Origin of the sequence: Desulfobacula sp., assembly GCF_014237455.1 — a bacterium.
In the GTDB taxonomy this organism is placed as follows: domain Bacteria; phylum Desulfobacterota; class Desulfobacteria; order Desulfobacterales; family Desulfobacteraceae; genus Desulfobacula.
The window spans coordinates 1-21,374 of the sequence record NZ_JABZFL010000099.1; the positions used below are offsets into that span (position 1 = coordinate 1).

19 protein-coding genes are annotated in these 21,374 nt (G+C 41.1%); 9 read left to right on the forward strand and 10 right to left on the reverse strand.

Translation table 11 applies throughout. The features are described 5' to 3' along the window. Nucleotides 1-921 precede the first annotated feature (921 nt). The 4 genes from HGJ91_RS14965 to recB all read left to right on the forward strand — a co-directional run bounded on the left by HGJ91_RS14965 (nucleotide 922) and on the right by recB (nucleotide 6,728). Nucleotides 922-1,965, forward strand: coding sequence for an OmpA family protein (locus tag HGJ91_RS14965; RefSeq protein WP_291348649.1), 1,044 nt, complete (start codon nucleotides 922-924; stop codon nucleotides 1,963-1,965). Between the two features lie 594 nt (nucleotides 1,966-2,559). Beyond that, nucleotides 2,560-2,838 (forward strand): type II toxin-antitoxin system RelE/ParE family toxin, encoded by a 279-nt coding sequence (locus tag HGJ91_RS14970; protein ID WP_291348650.1) that lies wholly within the window; start codon nucleotides 2,560-2,562, stop codon nucleotides 2,836-2,838. 14 nt (nucleotides 2,839-2,852) lie between these two features. After that, nucleotides 2,853-3,149: a HigA family addiction module antitoxin gene (locus HGJ91_RS14975; RefSeq protein ID WP_291348651.1), complete on the forward strand. Its 297-nt coding sequence runs from the start codon at nucleotides 2,853-2,855 to the stop codon at nucleotides 3,147-3,149. A 24-nt stretch (nucleotides 3,150-3,173) separates the two neighbouring features. After that, entirely contained in the window at nucleotides 3,174-6,728 is a 3,555-nt protein-coding gene (gene recB, locus HGJ91_RS14980) for an exodeoxyribonuclease V subunit beta (protein ID WP_291348652.1), read from the forward strand. Nucleotides 6,729-6,837: 109 nt separating this feature from the next. Here the strand turns inward: recB and HGJ91_RS14985 are convergent, their stop codons facing one another. Next, a complete protein-coding gene (locus HGJ91_RS14985; protein ID WP_291348653.1) occupies nucleotides 6,838-7,206 on the reverse strand; it encodes a response regulator in 369 nt (122 codons plus the stop codon). A gap of 216 nt (nucleotides 7,207-7,422) precedes the next feature. Beyond that, entirely contained in the window at nucleotides 7,423-9,087 is a 1,665-nt protein-coding gene (locus tag HGJ91_RS14990; protein WP_291348654.1) for a radical SAM protein, read from the reverse strand. A gap of 205 nt (nucleotides 9,088-9,292) precedes the next feature. On the opposite strand from HGJ91_RS14990, the gene HGJ91_RS14995 reads away from it, so the two are divergent. Beyond that, on the forward strand, nucleotides 9,293-9,712 hold the full coding sequence (locus HGJ91_RS14995) for an Ada metal-binding domain-containing protein (protein ID WP_291348655.1): 420 nt from the start codon (nucleotides 9,293-9,295) through the stop codon (nucleotides 9,710-9,712). Between the two features lie 185 nt (nucleotides 9,713-9,897). On the opposite strand, the gene HGJ91_RS15000 is transcribed toward HGJ91_RS14995, so the two are convergent. From HGJ91_RS15000 to HGJ91_RS15015, 4 genes are all read right to left on the reverse strand, one after another. Continuing rightward, nucleotides 9,898-10,512, reverse strand: a complete 615-nt coding sequence (locus HGJ91_RS15000; RefSeq protein WP_291348656.1) for a LysE family translocator — start codon at nucleotides 10,510-10,512, stop codon at nucleotides 9,898-9,900. Between the two features lie 82 nt (nucleotides 10,513-10,594). Further along, on the reverse strand, nucleotides 10,595-11,167 hold the full coding sequence (locus tag HGJ91_RS15005) for an XRE family transcriptional regulator (protein WP_291348657.1): 573 nt from the start codon (nucleotides 11,165-11,167) through the stop codon (nucleotides 10,595-10,597). A 211-nt stretch (nucleotides 11,168-11,378) separates the two neighbouring features. Next, entirely contained in the window at nucleotides 11,379-12,701 is a 1,323-nt protein-coding gene (locus HGJ91_RS15010; protein WP_291348658.1) for a (Fe-S)-binding protein, read from the reverse strand. A 19-nt stretch (nucleotides 12,702-12,720) separates the two neighbouring features. Continuing rightward, nucleotides 12,721-13,065, reverse strand: coding sequence for a CGGC domain-containing protein (locus HGJ91_RS15015; protein WP_291348659.1), 345 nt, complete (start codon nucleotides 13,063-13,065; stop codon nucleotides 12,721-12,723). Between the two features lie 465 nt (nucleotides 13,066-13,530). On the opposite strand from HGJ91_RS15015, the gene HGJ91_RS15020 reads away from it, so the two are divergent. Then, the gene (locus tag HGJ91_RS15020) at nucleotides 13,531-14,157 is read left to right on the forward strand and encodes a tetratricopeptide repeat protein (RefSeq protein ID WP_291348660.1); all 627 of its coding nucleotides are present in this window, start codon (nucleotides 13,531-13,533) and stop codon (nucleotides 14,155-14,157) included. Between the two features lie 91 nt (nucleotides 14,158-14,248). Here HGJ91_RS15020 and HGJ91_RS15025 read toward each other — a convergent pair whose 3' ends face one another. The 3 genes from HGJ91_RS15025 to HGJ91_RS15035 are packed head-to-tail and all read right to left on the reverse strand — an operon-like array spanning nucleotide 14,249 to nucleotide 17,374. After that, the gene (locus HGJ91_RS15025) at nucleotides 14,249-15,016 is read right to left on the reverse strand and encodes an acyl-CoA dehydratase activase (RefSeq protein ID WP_291348661.1); all 768 of its coding nucleotides are present in this window, start codon (nucleotides 15,014-15,016) and stop codon (nucleotides 14,249-14,251) included. Nucleotide 15,017: 1 nt separating this feature from the next. Continuing rightward, on the reverse strand, nucleotides 15,018-16,247 hold the full coding sequence (locus HGJ91_RS15030; RefSeq protein WP_291348662.1) for a 2-hydroxyacyl-CoA dehydratase: 1,230 nt from the start codon (nucleotides 16,245-16,247) through the stop codon (nucleotides 15,018-15,020). A 14-nt stretch (nucleotides 16,248-16,261) separates the two neighbouring features. Next, nucleotides 16,262-17,374, reverse strand: a complete 1,113-nt coding sequence (locus tag HGJ91_RS15035) for a 2-hydroxyacyl-CoA dehydratase subunit D (RefSeq protein ID WP_291348663.1) — start codon at nucleotides 17,372-17,374, stop codon at nucleotides 16,262-16,264. Nucleotides 17,375-17,550: 176 nt separating this feature from the next. Here HGJ91_RS15035 and HGJ91_RS15040 point away from each other — a divergent pair, with 176 nt between their 5' ends. Genes HGJ91_RS15040 through HGJ91_RS15050 form a run of 3 tightly spaced genes read left to right on the forward strand, consistent with a single transcriptional unit; the run spans nucleotide 17,551 to nucleotide 20,064 of the window. Continuing rightward, nucleotides 17,551-18,366: an amino acid ABC transporter permease gene (locus HGJ91_RS15040; RefSeq protein WP_291348664.1), complete on the forward strand. Its 816-nt coding sequence runs from the start codon at nucleotides 17,551-17,553 to the stop codon at nucleotides 18,364-18,366. 32 nt (nucleotides 18,367-18,398) lie between these two features. Beyond that, nucleotides 18,399-19,193: a transporter substrate-binding domain-containing protein gene (locus HGJ91_RS15045; RefSeq protein ID WP_291348665.1), complete on the forward strand. Its 795-nt coding sequence runs from the start codon at nucleotides 18,399-18,401 to the stop codon at nucleotides 19,191-19,193. Further along, nucleotides 19,183-20,064 carry an amino acid ABC transporter permease gene (locus tag HGJ91_RS15050; protein WP_291348666.1) on the forward strand — a complete coding sequence of 294 codons (882 nt, stop codon included), beginning with the start codon at nucleotides 19,183-19,185 and terminating at the stop codon, nucleotides 20,062-20,064. Before HGJ91_RS15045 ends, HGJ91_RS15050 begins: the two co-directional genes overlap by 11 nt. A gap of 7 nt (nucleotides 20,065-20,071) precedes the next feature. On the opposite strand, the gene asd is transcribed toward HGJ91_RS15050, so the two are convergent. After that, nucleotides 20,072-21,178 carry an aspartate-semialdehyde dehydrogenase gene (gene asd, locus HGJ91_RS15055; RefSeq protein ID WP_291348667.1) on the reverse strand — a complete coding sequence of 369 codons (1,107 nt, stop codon included), beginning with the start codon at nucleotides 21,176-21,178 and terminating at the stop codon, nucleotides 20,072-20,074. Nucleotides 21,179-21,374 lie beyond the last annotated feature (196 nt).

Below are 21,374 nucleotides of genomic sequence, written 5' to 3' on the forward strand. Positions count from 1 at the left end.
CTGGCTGTATAATCGTTTGTTCTTCTGATTAATAATGCCAATAAAATTATTACTTGAATGTAAGTCGATTCCGGCATAAGTTTTCATAAAGCACCTCCTTTTGTATAAGAGAATGACACCTTATTATTCCACAGCTTTAGCAGCTGTGGAAGGGGAGGTGCTTTCAATTAAGCACGAAATAGCTCAATTTTATTTATAAAAGGCCCTTTATATGATTATCAGGCTTGTAATAACTTAATATGAAAGATTACTATCATTTGTTTTTATACAAATTACACAGTGAAGAGATTAAAAAAATATAAATCAAGGATTATTATCCCTGTCCAGACTATTCCCATGCCGGGATTGTTACAGGTCTCAAAGGTATACTTAAAGAAAATTTTGATCGGTGACGCTTTTTATTAATGCAAGTAGTTGTAACTTTGAGTTGTCCTAAAAAGCGACTTCTGAAAAATTAAATCATGGGGCCGAAAATTCATTTTACGACCCCACAATCATAGCCAGATTGTTCATTTTTTAACTTCAAAAATCTTTCATAAGTAGTTTAACTCTATCTCTATTTTTTCGGGGTAGGATCAGTGAACAGGAATGGTATAACCAGAGAAAAGTGGCTTAATTTGCTCTCCTGTTTTTTGGGGGAGGATCATCTTCTTCCGGTATTTTGGAATCCAGGCCAAATGATACCAGGCCAAATGATACTTGCAATCCCATGTCGTATGGTTTAATTTATTATAATTATTCATCGAAAGTCTTCTTTTTTATGATCTTTGAGCGGCTCATATCATTGGAGGCTTATGATTATTCCCGTAATTGTCAAACTTTGGGAGTCTCCCCGGCAAAGCCGGGGGTTTACCCATGATAATTAGGAAAAAATTAGAATAGAAATTGGAAATTAGGGATAAATGAAAAGGAGGTTTTATAATGGCTCATTTGAAAAAATTATTGATAGCACTTTGCCTGCTTGCGTCTGCATCGTTTGCAGAAGCATCAGGTGTTATTTCAGAGCAGATTTGTTTCCTGGAGGAAGATGGCCGGCACGCATTGATATATACGACTAACCGTTCCGACTACCCCAATTACAACATGTGGTTTCGAAACAGGGAAGGATATCAAACAGAGGATTATATCAAAAATTTTCTTTACATCTATCCTAATGAATATGCATGGGATACGATTTCAAAAAATGGCTACACCATTCTGAAAATGCCTGGAAGAAACTTCGCTGGCATGGAGCGGGTTGAACTTGAAGCCGGCCTGCATGTCACTGAAGATGGTGTGTATAATTTTAGTAATTACCGAGATAAAGTTAAGACACCTGACGGCCATTACGGACTCTGGAACAGCCCCGACAACTTTGAAAAGATATCTTATTCATGGGTGTTTCCAGCAAATTTGGAACCAACTGAATACCGATCCAATCGCAAAGGCAAATGGGTACACCGGCACAACACTATCACATATTATGGATCAAACGTGAATGATCTCGAGTTTGAGATAGTATACCGCCCGTCCACTCATGAAACCTATGATGCGCTTAAAGAAAAACTTGCAACTGAAACCGAGATCGAGGTTGAACAGGCGCCAACGGGCGTCAAGATTACGGTGGCCGCAACTGTACTCTATCCGTCCGGGATCGCAATATTGTCTGACAGAGGGAAATCCGTGCTTTCCAAGGTAGCAGAGACACTCAAGAATCGCAAGAATGTGAATATCATAGTTGAAGGACATACAGACAATGTAGCGATCAGCCCTAAGCTTGTCTCGACATTTGCAACAAACTGGGAACTGGCTTCTGCTCGTTCCATTAATATTGTACACTTCCTCGTAGAAAAAGGGATAGAAGAGTCTCGTTTTGAATCGCGGTCATTCTCCTTTCAGCGACCCATTGCATCTAACGACACAGTGGAGGGCAAGGCAAAAAACCGTCGGATCGAACTCTTGATTAAGGAGAATGGCGGAGAATAGAGGCGTGTAGATTGGCTTGCAAGATTTGTAACACATATTCCCTGTAGATATGAGCATACTGTGCGGTATTACAGCTTTTTTTGAAACAAGTCCAGAGGGTTGAGAAAGAAGGCAAATGCTGATAATGCAATCCCGACTATCATGTCAAATGAGATGTCTTATAGTGAAGCAAAACAGAATTGGGCTCGGTTAATTCAAAAAATATATGAGGTCGATCCTCTGATTTGCCCAAAATATCAGGGGACAATGAAAATTATCAGCATTGTTGATGATTTTGATATCATAACCTGAAGGTCACGCGTAGAACAAATTTTAAAACACTTGGATCTTTGAGATATTCGCAACCATGATCCGCTTGAGATAGAACCAGTTTATATTCCTGAATTAACATATGTTGAAGATTCAGATTATGATAATAGCATGAGTATTGGGTCTGAAAAACTGATTTACCAGAGTTAAGTATTATTATCCCTGTCCAGAGTATTCAAAATACGGGATTCTTACGGATATCGTTAGAAATCCAAACCGATCTTAGTCAAAGAAATGTTAAAACTTATTGTTGCTCAACAGTAAACAGTGTTGTATGATGATTTCATGATCAGAAGTTTCAAGCAAAAAGGATTAAAACGCTTTTTTACAACCGGAAGTACAGCCGGAATAAACCCTAAACACGCTGCAAGATTAGAAGAACGGTTACAAGCTATACACACAGCCATGTCTATTGAAGATATGGATATACCCGGATGGAGGCTGCATACCCTTAAAGGCGATCATGCTGGATTATGGGCTGTTAATGTAAGCGGTAATTGGAGAGTTGTTTTTGAATTTAAAGATGGTCACGCATATGTGGTCAGTTATGAAGACTATCATTAAAAGAGAGGAATAAAATGGATATACAGCAACACAACCCTATGCATCCCGGTGCATTTATAAAAAGAGTTTATTTGCAGCCAAATAACATTGGCTCAAATGAGTTGGCTCGCAAATTAAAAGTAAGTCCGGGGTTAATAAGCCGGTTAATCAATGGAAAAACTGATGTTTCACCTGCAATGGCATTAAAACTCTCTGTGGTATTAGGCAGATCGCCCGAAAGCTGGTTGCTCATGCAGGATAATTACGATCTTTGGAAAGCAAGAAAAGAAATTGATTTGAATAATTACAATACCATTGAATTCGCTGTTTAAATTTAAAAATTTGAAAATAATATCATGAAGCCTCTGGACCCGTTTCATATAGATCTTGAAAAAATCACCCTGATTGAAGCCAGTGCAGGGACCGGGAAAACCTATACCATCACCACCTTATACTGCCGGCTTGTGGCCAGAGGGTATCCACTGGAATCCATCCTGGTGGTCACGTTTACGGAAGCTGCAGCAGCAGAACTCAAATTGAGAATCAGGACACGCCTTTTTAATACGCTTGCCACGCTTTCTGTTGCCGGGGACAGAGATTTTGAAGATGATCTGGCCCGATTTTTCAGCTGTGATAAAAACCCGTCATTAATCTGTCAGAGACTGCAGCTCGCGTTAACCTGTTTCGACCAGGCATCCATCATGACCATCCACTCTTTTTGTCTCAAGGTCTTAAAAGAAAATGCATTTGAAAGTCATTCCCTTTTTGATATTGAGCTGGTGCCGGACAGGTCTTTGTTTTTAAGGCAGGCGAGCTTCGATTTTTTCATGGGCCATGTTAACCATCTGGATAAGTTGTTTTTATCCTATTTAAATCAGCGCCAGATAACACCGGAAAGCTTTGTGACATCTTTTGGCCAGATCGTTTCGAAGCCAAATCTTATTCTCAAACCTCCTGTTACAACCTTTGAGAGTGTCTTTGATGACTACAGGGAAACCCTTGAAAAAATTCATGATATTCTTTTGAACCGGGCAGGGGAGATCATTGAATTGATCCAGAATCATACAGGAGTTGATAAAAGAAGTTATACTAAAAAAAATGTTCCCGCATGGCTTGAAGCATCACGCCTGAAAATTGATCAACAAGGCGTGGACACACTTTTTAAAATGACAGAAAAAAAGGGCGATGCACTTTATAAATTTACCCAAACAAGACTGGAACTTAAAACAAAACAAGGAGAAATGCCACCTGAGCATGAATTTTTTGATTTATGTGATCAACTGCTCTCTTTTTATGAAGTGTTTGAAAATAATTTGATTAGCCTGAAAATTGAATTTTTAACTTTTTTCAACACAGAGCTTGATAAAATGAAGAAAACTCACGGCCTCTGTTTTTTTGATGATCTTGTTAACGATCTTGCCGCAGCCCTGGAAAAAGAAGATGCACAACATCTTCAAAAAGCTGTCAGACAAACCTATAAAGCCTGCCTGATTGATGAATTCCAGGATACGGACCCCAGGCAGTATGATATTTTTTCAAAGATTTTTTCTTCACAAGGCACGCCTTTTTTCATGATTGGAGATCCCAAGCAGGCGATTTATGCGTTCAGGGGGGGAGATATTTTTGCTTATTTAAAAGCATCTAAAGAGAGTGATCAAAAATTCACCCTTGAAAAAAATTACCGGTCTGCCCCGTTGCTTGTTGATGGGATTAATGAAATTTTTTCAGGCGGTATAAACCCGTTCCTGTATGAACCCATTAAATTTTTAAAAGTTACAACGCCTGTAACCGCCACAAACTCCCTGGTTGAGAATGAACAGGTTGTTCCGCCATTGCAGTTTGGTTTTATAAGAAGAGACGATCACGCACTTGACAGGCAGGGATTTATCAGCAAAGAGACGGCAGCCGGGATCATCCCAAAAGCTGTGGCAGAAGATATTCTCTCTTCGCTGCAATCCGGTAACCTGAAGGTCGCACGTAAAATGCTGATCAACAACCTTTCCTCAGATCCTCAAAAGATCAGTCCGAAAGATATAGCTGTCCTTGTCCGGACTAATCTTCAGGCAGAACAGGTCAAAAGCGCCTTGTCCGATCTTAACATCTCCTCCTATCTTTTAAAAACCGGGTCTGTCTTTGAATCCCGGCAGGCCATTGATCTGCATGATATTTTATGGGCGGTGTATCATCCCGATCATAAAGGCAGTATCAACGCAGCTTTATGTACATCCGTGTTTAATTTTTCATCGGATATGATTGTTGCACTTGATAAACAAGAAGCGCTCTTCTTTGCGTGGCAGGATCGGTTCAGATCATATAAGGAAATCTGGGAGACCAGAGGATTTGTCTCCATGGTTATGGCCCTGCTTCATTCTGATGAAGCATTCTTAAAGGCAAATCTGAGGCTTGATGAAAGGGGACTGACCAATTTTTATCATTTGGTTGAATTGATTTCACAGGCTTGTCTCAAACAGCAGTTGTCGCCGTATTATTTATTGAAATGGTATGCCCGGCAATTGTTCAAAGACCTTCGGGATGAATTTGAGGACGAACTCAGGCTTGAGAATGATAAAAAGTCTGTGGCTATTATCACCATTCATAAAAGCAAAGGCCTTGAGTATCCAATTGTTTATCTGCCATACCTCTGGGAAGGGCTGCGAAAGCCTTCTTTTGAAAACATCCTTTTCCATGATCCCCGAAAGGATCACAGACTGACCCTTGATCTGGGATCAAAAGATTTTATAAATTCTCAAAACCATTTTGAAGAGGAAGAAAAGGCAGAACAAAGAAGATTATTATACGTGGCATTAACACGGGCGTCCGCCTTGTGCAGGATTATCTGGGGTGGTTTTAAATCAGTGAACACCTCGGCCCTCGGCTCCCTTTTGCATCCAGACGGCTGCAAAGACGATCAATCCATGCTCAACGATTTGGAACAGCTTAGATCCTCTGCAGATCAAAGCATTCTGGTTCAGCCCCATACGCCTGATTCATATAGTCATTTTGTCGACAGAACAGATTCCCCAGGTCCTGTTTTGTCTGCCCAGAAAATTACCCGGGAGATCAAGGCCTCCTGGAAAGTGTCAAGCTTTTCAGCTATTTCCCACTCCCGACACCCGGAAGCCTTTCAGGGCCGGGAGAAGTCAGATGAAAACGGAGCCGGACCTTTTATCACCCTTGCCCATTTCCCCAAAGGTGCAGGATCGGGTGATTTGTTTCATTCTGTTTTTGAAACACTTGATTTTATCAAAGGATCAGAGGAAATTTCCAAATTGGTTCAATTAAAGTTTGACATGTTTGGTTTTTCAGATCAGGAATTGATTCAAATGGGTGAAACCTCTGTAAAAGAAGTGCTTGAAACCAGGCTTATATCTGAAACATCAGAGTTTTGCCTGAAAGACATCCGACTTGATCAACGGTTTAACGAGATAGAATTTATTTTTCCGGTTCACTCTTTTCAGATGACGTCTGTACAAAAGGCCTTTGAACAGTCAGATCCAAAATTCAAAACATCCGGGTATCTTAAAAAACTTTCCCAACTGACGGCTCAATCCTTTAAAGGATTTATGAAGGGCTTTGTCGACCTTGTGATACACCATGAGGACAAATGGTATATTATTGATTATAAGTCCAATTATCTGGGTGATACCTATAATCAGTATTCACAGGATGCCATGTTTGATGCCATGTCAGACCACCACTATTTTCTGCAATACCATCTCTATCTTTTGGCCCTGGACCGGTATCTTTCACACCGATTAAAAGATTATGATTATGATCGGCATTTCGGCGGTGTTTTTTATCTGTTTATCAGGGGGATGCACCCCAAATCAGGTTCACAATACGGAGTGTTTTATGATCGTCCGGGAAAAGCTGCTGTCAGCGCTCTGTCAGATAATTTCTATGACAGATAATTTGCATGGCACTCGAAGTAGATTTTAAAGGTTTCAGATATCCTGGCAGTGGAAAAGGATATTCGAATAGCTATTATTCTTCGTTTTTTGGTATTAAGATCCTGCAAAATCAATTAGACATTAGATGTTTCACTGCCGCAAGAAGTGCTTCATTGTCAATGGGTTTATTAAAAGAATATTGGGCGCCAAAATTTTTGGCAAGGTCTAAATACATTTCAGGCTCAACAACTCCACCGCCGGACATGGCTATTATTTTTGTATCCGGGTTTATTTTTTTTATTTCTGAGATTGTTTCCAACCCTTCTTTTTCCGGCATGATAAGGTCTGTAATAATGAGATCAGGCTCGTGTTCTTTAAATAGCTTAACTCCCTGACTGCCATCTTGGGCATCGATAACCGCATAACCATTTTTTTCAAACAGCTTTTTGAGCATTTTCCGAATAGATGCTTCATCGTCAATAATAAGAATCTGTTTCATCTGAACGTGATTTCCTTTTTTGAGATTACTTATCCAGCACCCCTTCATCATCCATCATCTGGTCAATTACAATAATAACCAGCGTACAATATATTGTGGTGCAAGGCAAATAGATTTTCAGATGCAAAATTACGTTATATGACAAGGAATAATCAAATTTTTCAATATTCCATTACGGTATATTGAAAAAAATATTTTCCGTAGCCTTTGATTTTTTTATCCAACCGGGTATCCAATTGAGTTAATTTGGGGGTTCACACCTTGTATCTGAATATTTTTTATTTGGTTGATAAAGGTTTGTGTCAGGTGAATATCGGCCAGATGAATATAGATCTCTCCATTGGGATGGATACCCCGGATTTTTTCGTCATGCAAAAACCATTGCAACAGTATTCTAGACAGGGGTTCCCGGTTTATTGTTTCAGGATTTTTCAGGCTGTAAAAGGGTTTTAATTCCGGCAGGGTTCCTTCTGAATCTATGAGATGTTTCATAAAGTTAAGGATGCGGGAAAGTCTTAACAGGGTAGCCGATTCGATTCTTGTTGTTGTATCATTTAACGGAAGGGCACTGGACCGCATCAGGCTGAAATCATCAGGTAAAATTTTATTGTTTTTGCAAAGCTCATAATCAAGGCTGCCTGGAGCCGGATAAAAGATGGACAGGCCCACAAGGGTTCTTTTTTGAGCAAGATATAAAAGATCCTTTAACGAACTTTCTGCCGTCTGACCGGGTGCGGCTGCAATGATGTATGAAACCGTTTTGAGGCCATATTTTTGTGAAAGATCAAGTGCTTTTTCAAAGGCTTTTCTGACATCAGGTCGGTTGAATTTAGCCAGCTGGGTTTTTGAGGTTGAGCCCAATGACAGATTGAGCGTTTTAAACCCGCAATCTTTCATTAAACAGACAATCTCTTCATCTATGGCTGGTGGGTAAAGACCGTTCATGGCGCGCAGCTCAATTTTTTTATCTTTAAAATAAAGTTTTATTTTTGAAAAAAGTTTTATAAACCATTTCTTGTTTAAACAAAGATTTTCATCTTCAAAGTCAATAAAGCCGACATCCATATCTTTGGTCTGCAGTTTAATTTCATCCAGGACATCCTCAACAGACCGCTGCCTGAACGGGGCATGGGCGGACGAGGCGGAAATAGAACAATAGGAGCATTGCATGGGGCAGCCCCTGCTGGATACGATAGTGGTTGAGGCCCGGTTTTTTCGCTGGTAGAAGCCATGATTTATAAGCCGGTTTTCCGGTATGGGAATGGCAGACAAATCCGGTATCCATGCAGAATCTGAAATAAAATATGCATCCTTTTCTCTAAAGGCAATTCCCGGGACCTGCCTTAGATCGGTGTCATTTTTCAATGCTTCACAGAGATCGGTCATACTGGTCTCTCCCTCTCCTCGGAGCACAAAATCAATGGCATCACATTCCAGTACTTTTTCAGGGAAAAGGGTAGGGTGATGGCCTCCCAATACAATTTTACAGTTTGGGTAAAATTTTTTTATAGTTATGGCAGTTTTTATAGACTCGTTTGAATATGCGGTAAAAAGAGAGGAAACCCCAACGATAAACGGTTCTTTTTCCCTGATTTTTGTTCCAATATATTCATAGCTGTATCCAAAATGCCTGAAAGCGTGGAAAAGAGAAAAAGCAGATATATCATTTTTGCCGTAAAAGGGTTTTAGAAAGGAAAATTCCTTAGGCCATTCGATTTTTTTAGATTTTTGGCTTGCAAGACAATCCAATATTTCAACGTCAAATCCATTGTTTATAAGGGAGGCGGCAATGGATGCAAGTCCGTAGGGAATGGTTCTCTTTTTTGTCAGATAAAAATCTTGTATGGGTGGTTGCACCAGAATAATCTTTGATATATTCATATAAAACCTATAGGTGTCAAATAAAAGTTACGGTGTACGTATCATGTTTTGAAAATAAATAAAAACACGAAGTGTCTCAGACACGTCTGAGATATCCCAAATTCAATTCCTTGACAACATTAGTTAAATAACAATACATACAATAAGAAAAACATATATTCACTCTGCATAATTTATTAGAATTTTCAAATTAAAGGAATTACTTATGAAAAAAATGATTGGTGGATCGATAGCAATTGTCCTTGGATTGTTTTGTTTTTCAGCATTTTTCTCGGCTTTTTTAACTTTTCTGGCCGGCATAATACCATTAATTCTTATATTAGCTGGATGTCTGATAATTTATCTTAACTATGAAAGCGGGTCACCTGAAGAATTTGAGCCCAAAGAACCCGAAGCTGTTGAAACCAAACCAGTAGAAACGAAATTAACAAAAACCGACCCCGTTGAAAACATTACAGACAAGTCCACTGATGGTACTCCCAAGTTGCTGGGTAATACAGGCACACATGTTTTTCACAGCTCTGATTGCAAATTTTCAAAAAGCAAAAAATGTACTGCTGCTTTTGACACCAGGGAAGAAGCAATCCAGAAAAGTTATAAACCTTGCGGCATATGTAAACCTTAAACGGGAACAAAAATTGAAAGTATTTGATGATAACTCAAAACAGTTCGAAGTGAGAAATTCTGTCATCATTGTCAAAAATTGATAAATGCTGACGGGAGTGAACTTGTTAAACCTGTAGACAAATAGAGGTATAAAAGATGAGGTTGTTATGTTATTTTTTAATTCTATTTTTCACTAATGTTGTTTTATTGGCCTGTCATCGCAAGCTTTATACCAAGGGCTGCAAATGTGGCGGCGAATGATCGCTGTAGCCAGATAATTATCTTTGGTGAGTTGACAACGTGTCTTCTAACTCCATTTGCTGATATACCATACAGGATGAAAATAATTAATGTCATAGCCATGAATACAACGCTCAGAATAAACATATCAAACAGTGGCGATGAAGTGTTTGGGGAGACAAAAAGTGGCAGGAAAGCCAGGAAGAATATCGATAGTTTGGGATTAAGGATATTAATCAAAAACCCCCTTGTTGCAATTTGTCTTAAACCGTTTTTGTGGAAAGGGGAATTAAATTTAAGTGCTCCTGTGTCACGCCACATTAACCATGCAAGATAAAGCAAATAGGCAGCACCAGCATATTTAACCGCCTGGAAGGCGACAGCACTCATATGAAGAATGGTAGATAATCCAAGTATGCTTGCAGACAGGTGAGGGATAATGCCTGCTGTGCAACCGCAAGCTGCGGCAATACTTGCTCGCCACCCAAGAAAAAGACCTGTTGACACAGTATAAATCACTCCTGTTCCCGGTATCAGAACCACGATCAATGATGTAATTAAAAATTCTGTGTTAAACATTACCATCTCCTATTAAAATACACATAACTCAATTGGTGAATATATCATGTCATTTGGAAAAAAGAAGGCCGCATGAATTTTCTTACTGCCGGTTTCTTTTGTAAAAATAAATCACCACTAAAAGCCGTGATTTTTTATCCCCAAGGCTTTTGCCGGAATGGGGAACGCAGGAGTCAAAGTAAACATTGTCGCCCTTTTCTAAAACATACGTCTCTTCTCCATATAAGAATTCAAGGGTGCCTTCCATGACATACATAAATTCTTCGCCCTCGTGGGAGTACATTTTTCTAATCTCCCAGGGCGCATGGATGATAAAGGGTTCCATGTTTTTCCCCGGCTTGTTTTCAGCCAGGATTTCATAATCATATCCGGAAAACCGTGAGGTTTCTTTAATGATTTTCCGGTTTTTTCCTCTTGAAAGGCAGAGTCTCACATCCGTTGGAGGTTTTATGTTTTTTGAAAGTATGGTGGTTACTTCAACCTCGAGGGCACCGGCTATTTTGGTGAGAGTGGAATAGGGCGGTGCCTTTTCAGACCTTTCAATTTTAGACAGGTAGCCTTTTGTCAATCCGGTTCTTTTTGCAAGGGCCTGCAGGGTGAGCTTTTTCCGGGTTCTAAGCTTTTTGATATTATTGGAAATGATTTTTTCATCCATGGCAGCAGCTTTTGTATTTTTAATTTTTTTGTCAACCGTTTTTTATTTTTTTGGAGTAAAGGTTAATTTGTGGGAGGGGTAAAAGCCAGTACCAAAACAAGCTGAAAAAGACTATAAGGTTTGCCATGAGCATGTCAATAAGATGATAAAAGGCTCAAAGATTTTTTCAGGATGGCTGGAGAACGGTGTGTTCTCCAGCCAGGCATGGAGGTTAGAGGGCTGTTTCCGGGTGAAATACATTGACTTCTTTTAAGTCTTCTCCCAGATACTCCCGTTCATTTGGCCCCAATATTCCCAAGGACAGGCAAATTAAGGTCCATAAATGAACCACAGGGTACTCTCCGCCATAGTGCTCGCTGAGTTCATGGATTTGAGCATGGCAATTATGACAGGCTGCAATGCAGTAATCAGCACCCGTGGCCTTAATCTGTTCGTCTTTTATTTTTCCGTATTCAAGGCGCTCGTCTTTAAACCCTGATTGAAGGAAACCGCCGCCGCCGCCGCAGCAATAATTATTGGATTTGTTTGGTTGCATATCTATAAAATTTTCTTCTCCGACAACTGATTTAACAACAAACCGCAAATCTTCGGCAATAGGATCTCCATAGCTTTTTCTTACGATTTGACAAGGGTCCTGTACGGTGAATTTTATTTTAAGGTCTTTATTCCAGTCGGAATTGACCTTTAATTTCCCTTCACGGATCCATTTTGCATAATATTCGTACATGCTTTTAACGTCAAAGTTATGCTCAAGGTTGAATTTTTTCAGTCCTGACAGGACTGAGAAAGTGACGTGACCTCACTCGGTATTGAGATAGGTCTTACAGCCCAGTTTGTTGGCCTGGTCCACACTGATGCCTGTTGTATGCTTCCATGCATCATCATCAGCCAGGAACATGCAATAGTTTTCGCCTCCCCAACCCCGGCTGCCATAGGTCCAGTCAACACCTGCCAGATGGAGGATCTTCCACAGGGGTACCATTTCATCGGGTTCCGTCACAGGTTCCCTTGAGTTCTGGTTCAGGAAAAACTCAGCCCCTTCCTTGTCAATGGGGGCCTGCATATCGGCAAATTCCGGCTGGGCCTCCTGGTATTCTTCCAAAACATCCTCAACCACAAATTCAAAATCTTCCGGGGAGGCTGCCATGGCGCTGCAGCTTTCATTTTTCATGGCCGCGTCACAGGACCCGAGGATTCCCTTTGGTCTTTCTTCTCTGGGGCGCATCTGTCGGGCATTAAAAATCAATTGGGGGATATCGATCTGCATGGGACATACATAAATGCAACGCATGCACATGGTACACATCCAGGGCCAGTTAGATGCGGCAATTTCCTCATCCATACCTAATGCAGCCATTCGAAGAAATTTTCTGGGATCCATATTATCAAGTCCTGTGGCAGGACACCCTGATGCGCATGCACCACAAGTTAAACAGGCACTTAAATTGCCGCCGTCCGGCAGCAACTCTTTGACTTTATCCAAAAAAACATTTTTTCGTTTCGTATTTCCAAGCTTAAGGACGGCTACCGTCATTGCTTATTCCTTTCTATTTTTAATGGTAATCGTGAGTACCTACAACAACCTCAATACCGGTTTTTTCCTCTATGATGCTTGCCAGATCCTTTGCCCCGGTATAGGGACATCCTGGTACGGCATTGGTCAGGCAGGAACTTAAATATATTTTATCAGGTTTGATTTCAGATAATTTCATTGCCATGCCAATGGCGGGAACAACAGTTCTTCCGGGACATTCACATTTAACAAAGGCAACAACCTGTGATGGAGTTTCAAATGTACCATCACCCAGGGAGGCTGCTTTCAGGCACCGCCACTCGCCGGGACACCCGTAACCCTGGTCCATATAAGAACCACATCCGACAACCGCTACTTTTTCCATTTTTAAATTTCTCCTTGATATAGAGTCCTTTGTTTTTAAAACCAAATCTTAAATAGAAAGAGCATAATGCATGCCAAAAAATGCGTTGTTCAATATTTTTAAAAATAGTTATAAAATTAGCGGGTTATGATTTTAAAAAGACTCTTTTTGTTTTGCAGGGTTGCAGACATGCGATCATTCATTCATCAATAGTTTTAAATCTGCGACCTGTCCGTGGCTATCCCAAGTGATGAGGAAGAAGAGATCATTACCATCCCCAACAAAAGTATTATCGGAGAAATCCTTCTTATGCAGTGAGTCTGGCTGTATTTAATGCATTAAAAGAGAACGGCATTGATATTCCGTTCCCACAAAGGGATGTAAGAATTGTATCAAAGGTATAAATCGGATTTTAACCTCATTGCAATCTTTACGATTATAATTATATTAACATCATAATAACTATTAAGAGCAAAGGTTTTTATTATGGTGAAAAATAAAGAAACAGAAAGTAAAGCCGCTGTGAAAAAACAGACCCTGATGGGTGCAGTCCTGCTGTCATTGTGCATTGGGTTTATCGGCGGAACCGTATATTCTTCATTTAAACTTGCTTCTGATAAGCAGGTGCAGCAGGAAAAAGTTGCCGGTGTAAACAATCAGGAAAGAGAACAACAGGACAATTCAATTGAGTTTTCTTCAAGAATATTAAAACTTGAACAATATTTAGAGCAACACCCCAAAGATGCAGAGGCATGGGCTCAGTTGGGTCACCTTTTTTTTGATTCAAATCAGATAAAAAATGCCATTGAGGTCTATGAAAAATCTTTGGCAATAGAGCCGGGAAATACAGGGATCATCACTGATTTGGGGGTGATGTATCGAAGGAATAAACAGCCCCGAAAGGCCATCGAAGCCTTTGACAAAGCCATTTCAATCGATCCCGCCTTTGAAATCGCACGATTTAACAAGGGTGTTGTGCTTTTGCATGATTTAAATGATGTGGCGGGTGGCATAAAGGCATGGGAAGAGCTTGTTGAACAAAATCCCATGGCCATGGCTCCCAACGGGGGGTCAGTTGATGCCCTGGTTCAGAGAATGAAAAAGCAAAAATAGATATCCCGGTAGGGGATTTATGGATCAATTCATACCGGATTGGCGAAAGCTTAAAAAAGAATTGGATCGAATCAGCCTGTAAAAAGGCCGCTTACAGCCTTGATGCCAGTACAGCAGCACCAATGGCACCATTCTCCTGGGCAAAATCCCCCACAATGAGTTCAAATCCAAGACGCTTTTCAAGGGCCGTTATCATACCTTTGTTTTTTGCTACACCACCGGTCATCATTACCGGTTCTTTGATGTTGATTTTAAAAGCAAGGATGGCAACACGGGCGGCAGCAGATTCATGAATGCCGGCAATAATATTTTCCCTTTTCTGCAACCCTGCGATCATGGAAATGACCTCTGATTCTGCAAACACCGTGCAGATGCTGCTGATTTTTGACGGTTTGTCTGCCTTAAGACTGAAGTCTCCCATTTGATCCAACTCAACTTCCAGGGCATTGGCCATGACTTCAATAAAGCGGCCTGTACCTGCCGCACATTTGTCATTCATGGCAAAGTTTTCAACCTGGCCGTTTTTATCTAGAAGAATAGCTTTGCTGTCCTGGCCGCCGACATCAATTATTCCCCGTATATCGGGATTCATAAAATGCGCACCGGTTCCATGACAGATGATTTCCGTCATGGCCGTGTCTGCAAAATTTACGCTGGCCCGGCCATAGCCCGTGGAAACAATGGCTGTTATATCTATTTTTGAAACCCCCACTTTTTCTAAAACTGCTTCAAAAACTGTGATTCCTGCGTTTAAGGGATTATACCCGGTCGGTATGACATGGGTGCCCAGAAGTCGATTTTTTTTTATTAACGCGGCCTTGGCTGTGCTGGAACCAATATCGATGCCTGCATAAATCATGTTAACTGTTCCTTTGTTTGATGATTTCCATGAATGCATCAATCCGAGTCTCCACCTGGGATTGTGAAAAGTTTCTGGGGTCCACCATATCGGCCTCAATCATGAGAACCGGAATATTTGTTTTTTCTCGAACGATTTTCATAATATCCATCTGTCCAAAAGAGTAGGGCTTGCAGGAACGGTTTGAATGCATGACCAATCCGTTGATGTCATAAAATTTAATCATTTCAAGCACCTGGTCTGCCATCTGGTCTACTCCGATGTTCAGATAGATCCGGGTGTAGGCTTCGGCAATGGAATCCAGAAAATTATTTTCATCCGTATATTTTATGGCACTGCACCAGGCCGAAGTATAAGTGTCTGCTACAAGACAGGCATTGTGATCGGAGAATTTGTTGGACAGCCATTTGAGTCGATACCAGATGGGCAGATTGTCCCATAAAAGCCTGTATTTTTCATTGGGAACCATACTGATGCCATCTTTGATGCGCTGCTCCATTTCCTCTAACAGGTCTTTATAAAAATCAACAGCGATCTGCGTCCCCCGCAATGTGACAATCAGGGCAAGAAAAAAGAATGCATCAAAGGCAGACATGGGCGATGGATTGCGGGCAGTGGTGTTGAGAACTTTCTGCCAGAGCATCTGGCTCTTATAGGCAAGTTTGCCCACCTGTGCCATTTTTTCATAATCAAAGTTTCTTTTTGTGATTTTTTCAAGAAAGACAATATATTCATCAATCTGGGCCCGGACATATTTGGCGATTTCAGGGGAATATCGGGTATGGCAGATGGGAGTATCCAGGATAAACAGGGGCACCTTATAGAACCGGGCCTGGACTTCATACCACTTCAGCACAGTGCCGCAGATATTATTGCAGCAGATCAGCATGTCCGGTTTCGGCAGTCCTCCTATGGGCCCACCTTTGACAACCGAGCAGGAGATATCCGTCCTTGCATAGGAACACAGATCGGAACTGTATCCCATATCTTCGGCTTTTGTGCATAGATCTTCTCCCATTTTGGATGCTCCGATCATGGCCCCATGATTTTCAGGATAAACAGGGATGATATCCATTGCCACCAGAGGTTCTACCGGCCCGCCGGAAGTGATCCAGGCAACCTGTTTATTGTTCTGTTCTGCGGTCATGGCATCCAGGTAATAGGTGGTCATGATATCCCGCATTTTTTTGGCACACTTTATTTTTCTTTTGTCTGAAAGCTTATCCGGCATATGGCAAGTCCTTTTTAAATGTAATGAATAAAGGTTTCAAAACGGGTGGATAACTGCCCGAGGTTTTGCTGCTGATCATCCATTTCAATCAAAAGGGTTTTTATGTTTTCTTTTTCAAGGAATTCTTTTAAATAGGGATAATCAAATGCATGGGGGTCACAGAATTTGAGCAGCATAAAAACAACCCCGTCGGCCTTGTTTTTTTTTGCAAGGGATATCATATTCTCACCACGGGCAGTGGCCGAAGAATGTTTTGCAGGACAGATTATGCGATCCATATATCGTGTGGCAATAGCTGTCAAAGGTTCTTCATCTTCCAGAATCTGGCCCTCGAACCATCGCTGGCCTGTACAAAGGTCGTCTCCCACGATAACGCCGCCGGCCGCTTCAATGGCTGTATAGATATCAGGGGAGTCACAGATCGAACCGGAAACAACGATTCGTTTGCCATTTTGTTCAGGAGTATCCATCTTTTCTATATTGGCCGCAATGGCAGGCAAAAGATCGGCCACCTCATCCCGATCCATCACCATTGATCCTTTGACAATGGTATACAGATCAGCGCCTTTTATGATTCCAGGCTTTTGGGATTGAAGGGCATAGATTTTTGACAGGTTTTTTCTGATGAGATTGAATTTTTTAATGGACTCCCGAAGATCTGTATCGGTGATTTCTCTTCCGGCAGCTATCTCAAGGTCCTTTTTAAATTTGGTCAGAACATCCACCATATAAATTTTTGCACTCTGTGTGTTCAGTTTGACCGGCAGGACTACATCTGCAAAAAATTCATATCTCCCCTTCATGCGCCAGATGTCACTCAGGCGCTGGATGGAATCACAGGTATGGGGAAATACGGTTCCATCAAGGAAATCAAGCCGTCCTGACAGACTGTCCTCCAGCACACCCCGGACCAGGGAACAGCAATAAGTCTGAAGATGTTGTTCCGCCAGGATAATGTCTGATTTTGATGAAAACAGACGCATGGGATGAAATCCTGCCGCATATATCAATTCCTCCGGTGCATAGGAACATAAGGTCCCGACAATTTTTTTTTGTTTTGCTTTTATTTTATCAGCAAAGGCTGACACATCTTTTGTGGCATCATGAAAAATTTTGATTTCTTTCATATTAAGTATCTCCAGCGTGCTCACCTTTTTGGTGAAGCTTTTCAAACCTAAGTGTAATCAAGCTGATATCAAACAGAAAACGCATTTTTGTCTGTCGGTTTCTATATCGAACACCGGTCGACATGTCAACAGACACAAGTTGGTTCAGGATTAGGGGTGGCGGGTTTTTTCATTCCATGTTATCTTTTGTTTTTATTAAAAAAATAAAAGGTCAAGTCATGCGTCGTGTGATAAAGGGTGTCAAACCCTTTATATTCATTTTTTTTATTTGTCTTATTTTTATTATCGGGTATCGAAATCTCGAATATAACTGGCAGTGGTATCGGGTTAAATCTTTTTTGTTTATTTTTGAAAATGGAAAATTTACAAGGGGTCTGCTGCTTGAAGGGCTTTTCATCACCCTTAAGATTTCTTCTATCAGCCTTATTCTCTCATTTGTCATTGGTTTTTTGTCTGCCTTTGCAAGATTGTCTTCCTCGCCCATGCTTAGGTTAGTATCATGGCTTTATGTGGAAACCATCCGGAATACCCCGCTTTTGATCCAGATATTTTTAATCTATTTCGTGATTTCGCCGGTATTCAATATTTCTGCCTTTCTTTCTGCAGTCATTGCGTTAAGCCTGTTTGAAGGCGCTTATTCTTCCGAGATTATCCGGTCCGGCATCATCAATATCCCAAAAGGCCAGTATGAAGCCGCCCAAAGCATTGGATTGTCTGTTCCCGGTACTTACATCAAAGTGCTTATTCCCCAGATGTTGAGACAAACGCTTCCCATGCTTGCCGGCCAAAGCGTGTCATTAATAAAAGATTCAGCCCTGGTCAGTACGATTTCCATCTATGACCTGACCATGCAGGGGCAAAGAATTGTTTCTGAAACATTTTTAACTTTTGAAATCTGGTTTGTTGTGGCATTATGTTACCTGATTATTACAGCCGGTCTTTCTTTTATAATCAGACGTTTTGAAAACCAACTTAAATTTATCAACCAATAATGGTGAATGAAAAATTTCATAAGGAGATAAAAATGAAAAAGATTCTATGGTTAAGTATTCTGTTTTTATTGGTTTTAGGCGGCGCTTCATTCGCCCAGGAGAGTGTTATTGAAAAGATCCAGAAACAAGGGGTCATAAGGGTGGGAATGTCCACCTTTGTCCCCTGGGCTATGAAAGATAAGCAGGGCAATCTTGCAGGGTTTGAAATAGATGTGGCCAAAAAACTGGCCCGGGATATGGGCGTTAAGATTGAGTTCGTTCCCACAGCATGGTCCGGCATTATCCCGGCACTTCTAACCGGTAAGTTTGATGTGATCATTGGGGGTATGGGGATCACCCCTAAACGGAATTTAAAAGTAAATTTTACTATCCCCTATGACTACTCGGGCATGTCAATGGTTGCTCACAAAGCCCGCGCCAAAGGATTTTCTTCTCTGGCGGATTTTAATAAAAAAGAAGTCAGCATTGCCTTAAGACTCGGGACTACAGCAGAACAGGCAGCAAGAAAATATATGCCCAATGCCGACTTAAAGCTGTTTGAGAACGAGAGCCAGGCCCTTCAGGAGTTAAATCTGGGCCGGGTTCATGCCGTTGTGTCTTCTGCTCCCATGCCGGTATTCCATGCACTCAAATATCCGGATAAATTATTTATTCCCATCAAGGAAAATTTTACCAAGGAACCCATCGGGTTTGCCATCAGAAAAGGGGATCATGATGCATTGAATTATCTGAATAACTGGATTTTGAATATGCATGCCCAGGGGTTTTTAAAAGAGAAAAAAGCATACTGGTTTGAATCCAAAAAATGGGAAGACCTTGTTAAATAAGAAATTTCTAAAATTTACCATCATTGATATGGCAGTGATTATTTTTATTATTGCTGCAATATTTTTATTTTTTTCAAGGATGAGCAGTGCGCTTGACTATAAATGGGGATGGGATGCGATACCGTCTTATTTCTTTTTTTTAGACGATGCCACTGGAAAATTGAAAGCCAATATCCTTGTCAAGGGGTTTGCCACAACGGTTAAACTCAGTTTCTGGGCAACTCTTCTGGGATTTTTGCTGGGGACCATATCCGGTGTCATGGGGGCAAAGGGATCGTTTGAGCAGCGATTTGTCAGCAGAACCTATGTGGAAACCATTCGGAACATCCCCTCCCTTGTATTGGTCATTATTTTTTATTATTTCGTATCCAGCCAGTTTCTGGATGCACTTTATCTGGATCAATGGTTAAGAAGCAGTTCCCAGACGGTTCAACAGATAGTCGGATTTTTATTTTCAGAGCCCGGCCAGATTAATGCCTTTATCTCTGCTGTTATTGCCCTTGGAATTTACGAGGGAGCTTATGTGTCGGAGATTGTCCGAGGCGGTATCATCTCCATACCGGATGGTCAATGGGAGGCCGCCTGGTCCATCGGTCTGTCCAGGCAAAAGACATTTTTACTTGTAATTCTGCCTCAGACCTTCAGAAGGGTAGCATTTCCCCTTGCAGGGCAGTTCATATCCACCATAAAAGATTCAGCCATTGTGTCTGTTATTTCAATTCAGGAGCTGACCTTTCAGGGGATGGAACTGATGGCGGCCACCTTTTTGACGTTTGAAATCTGGATCACGATTACATTTCTTTATTTTATCCTGACATTTTCACTCTCACGATCAGTGGCTTTTCTTGAAAAGAAATACGCCTTAAAGTAATAATTGCTTAAAGAATGATATTCAGAATCCGGCGAAGCGGTTCAGCCGCACCCCAGAGCAATTGATCCCCAACTGAAAAAGCAGTGAGATAATCATCACCAAGATTCATCTTCCTGATTCGTCCCACAGGAATCGTCAATGTCCCGGTTACCGCAGAAGGTGTCAGGTCTCTGATAGTGTCTTCCTTTAAATTGGGAACCACTTTAACCCAGGCATTATTTTCGGCCAGCATGGCTTCAATTTCATTGAGCGGAATATTTTTTTTCAGTTTGATGGTAAACGCCTGGCTGTGGCATCTCATGGAACCGACTCTGACACATTGGCCGTCAATGGGAATCGGATTGTCTGACCGTCCGATAATTTTATTGGTTTCAACAAATCCCTTCCATTCTTCCCTTGTCTGACCATTATCCATTGCCCGGTCAATCCAGGGGATCAGGCTGGCTGCTAAAGGAACAGCCCAGTTTTGAACGGGAAGTTCAGGGGATCTCATGGTATGGATGACATTCTTATCCAGTTCCAGAATAGCAGAGGCCGGGTTCTCAAGAACAGGGGATGCCATTTTACCAATGGTCTGCATCTGGGTCACAAGCTCTTCCATATTTTTGGCACCGGCCCCGGAGGCTGCCTGGTATGTCATGGAAGTCAGCCATTCTATCAAATCGTTTTCAAACAAGCCGCCAAGGGCCATCATCATGAGGGATACGGTACAATTGCCGCCGATATAATTTTTAATGCCATCGGATAAGGCATCATCAATGACCCTTCGGTTCACAGGATCAAGGACAATAACGCTTTTATCATCCATTCTCAAGGTTGATGCCGCATCAATCCAGTATCCGTTCCAGTTTTGTTCAGCAAGTCTGGGCCGGACAGATTCTGTGTATGATCCCCCTTGGCAGGACAGGACAATATCCATGTCCAGCAGGCTGTCTATATCATATGCATCGACCAGTGGGGGCGTTTCAATGCCAACATCAGGGCCTTTTTGGCCAATTTGGGAGGTCGTGAAAAAAAGAGGGGTAAACCGGTTGAAATCATTTTCCTTTATCATTCTTTCCATGAGCACAGAGCCAACCATTCCCCGCCAACCCACAATTCCAACTTTTTTCATTGTCCTCTCCTTTCTCAATCCAAAATTGGCAAACTGTCAAAATCGAATGATAATTTTTAAATAAATTTCAAGTTAAACAAGATTCATACTCTTTTTTTTTAAAAGATGCCAGTGTTTACAAAAAAGCATGACCGATTAATTTAAAAATGGACATAAAAAGTCGTTAAAAATTGTAAAAAAATGGTAAATATGGCAA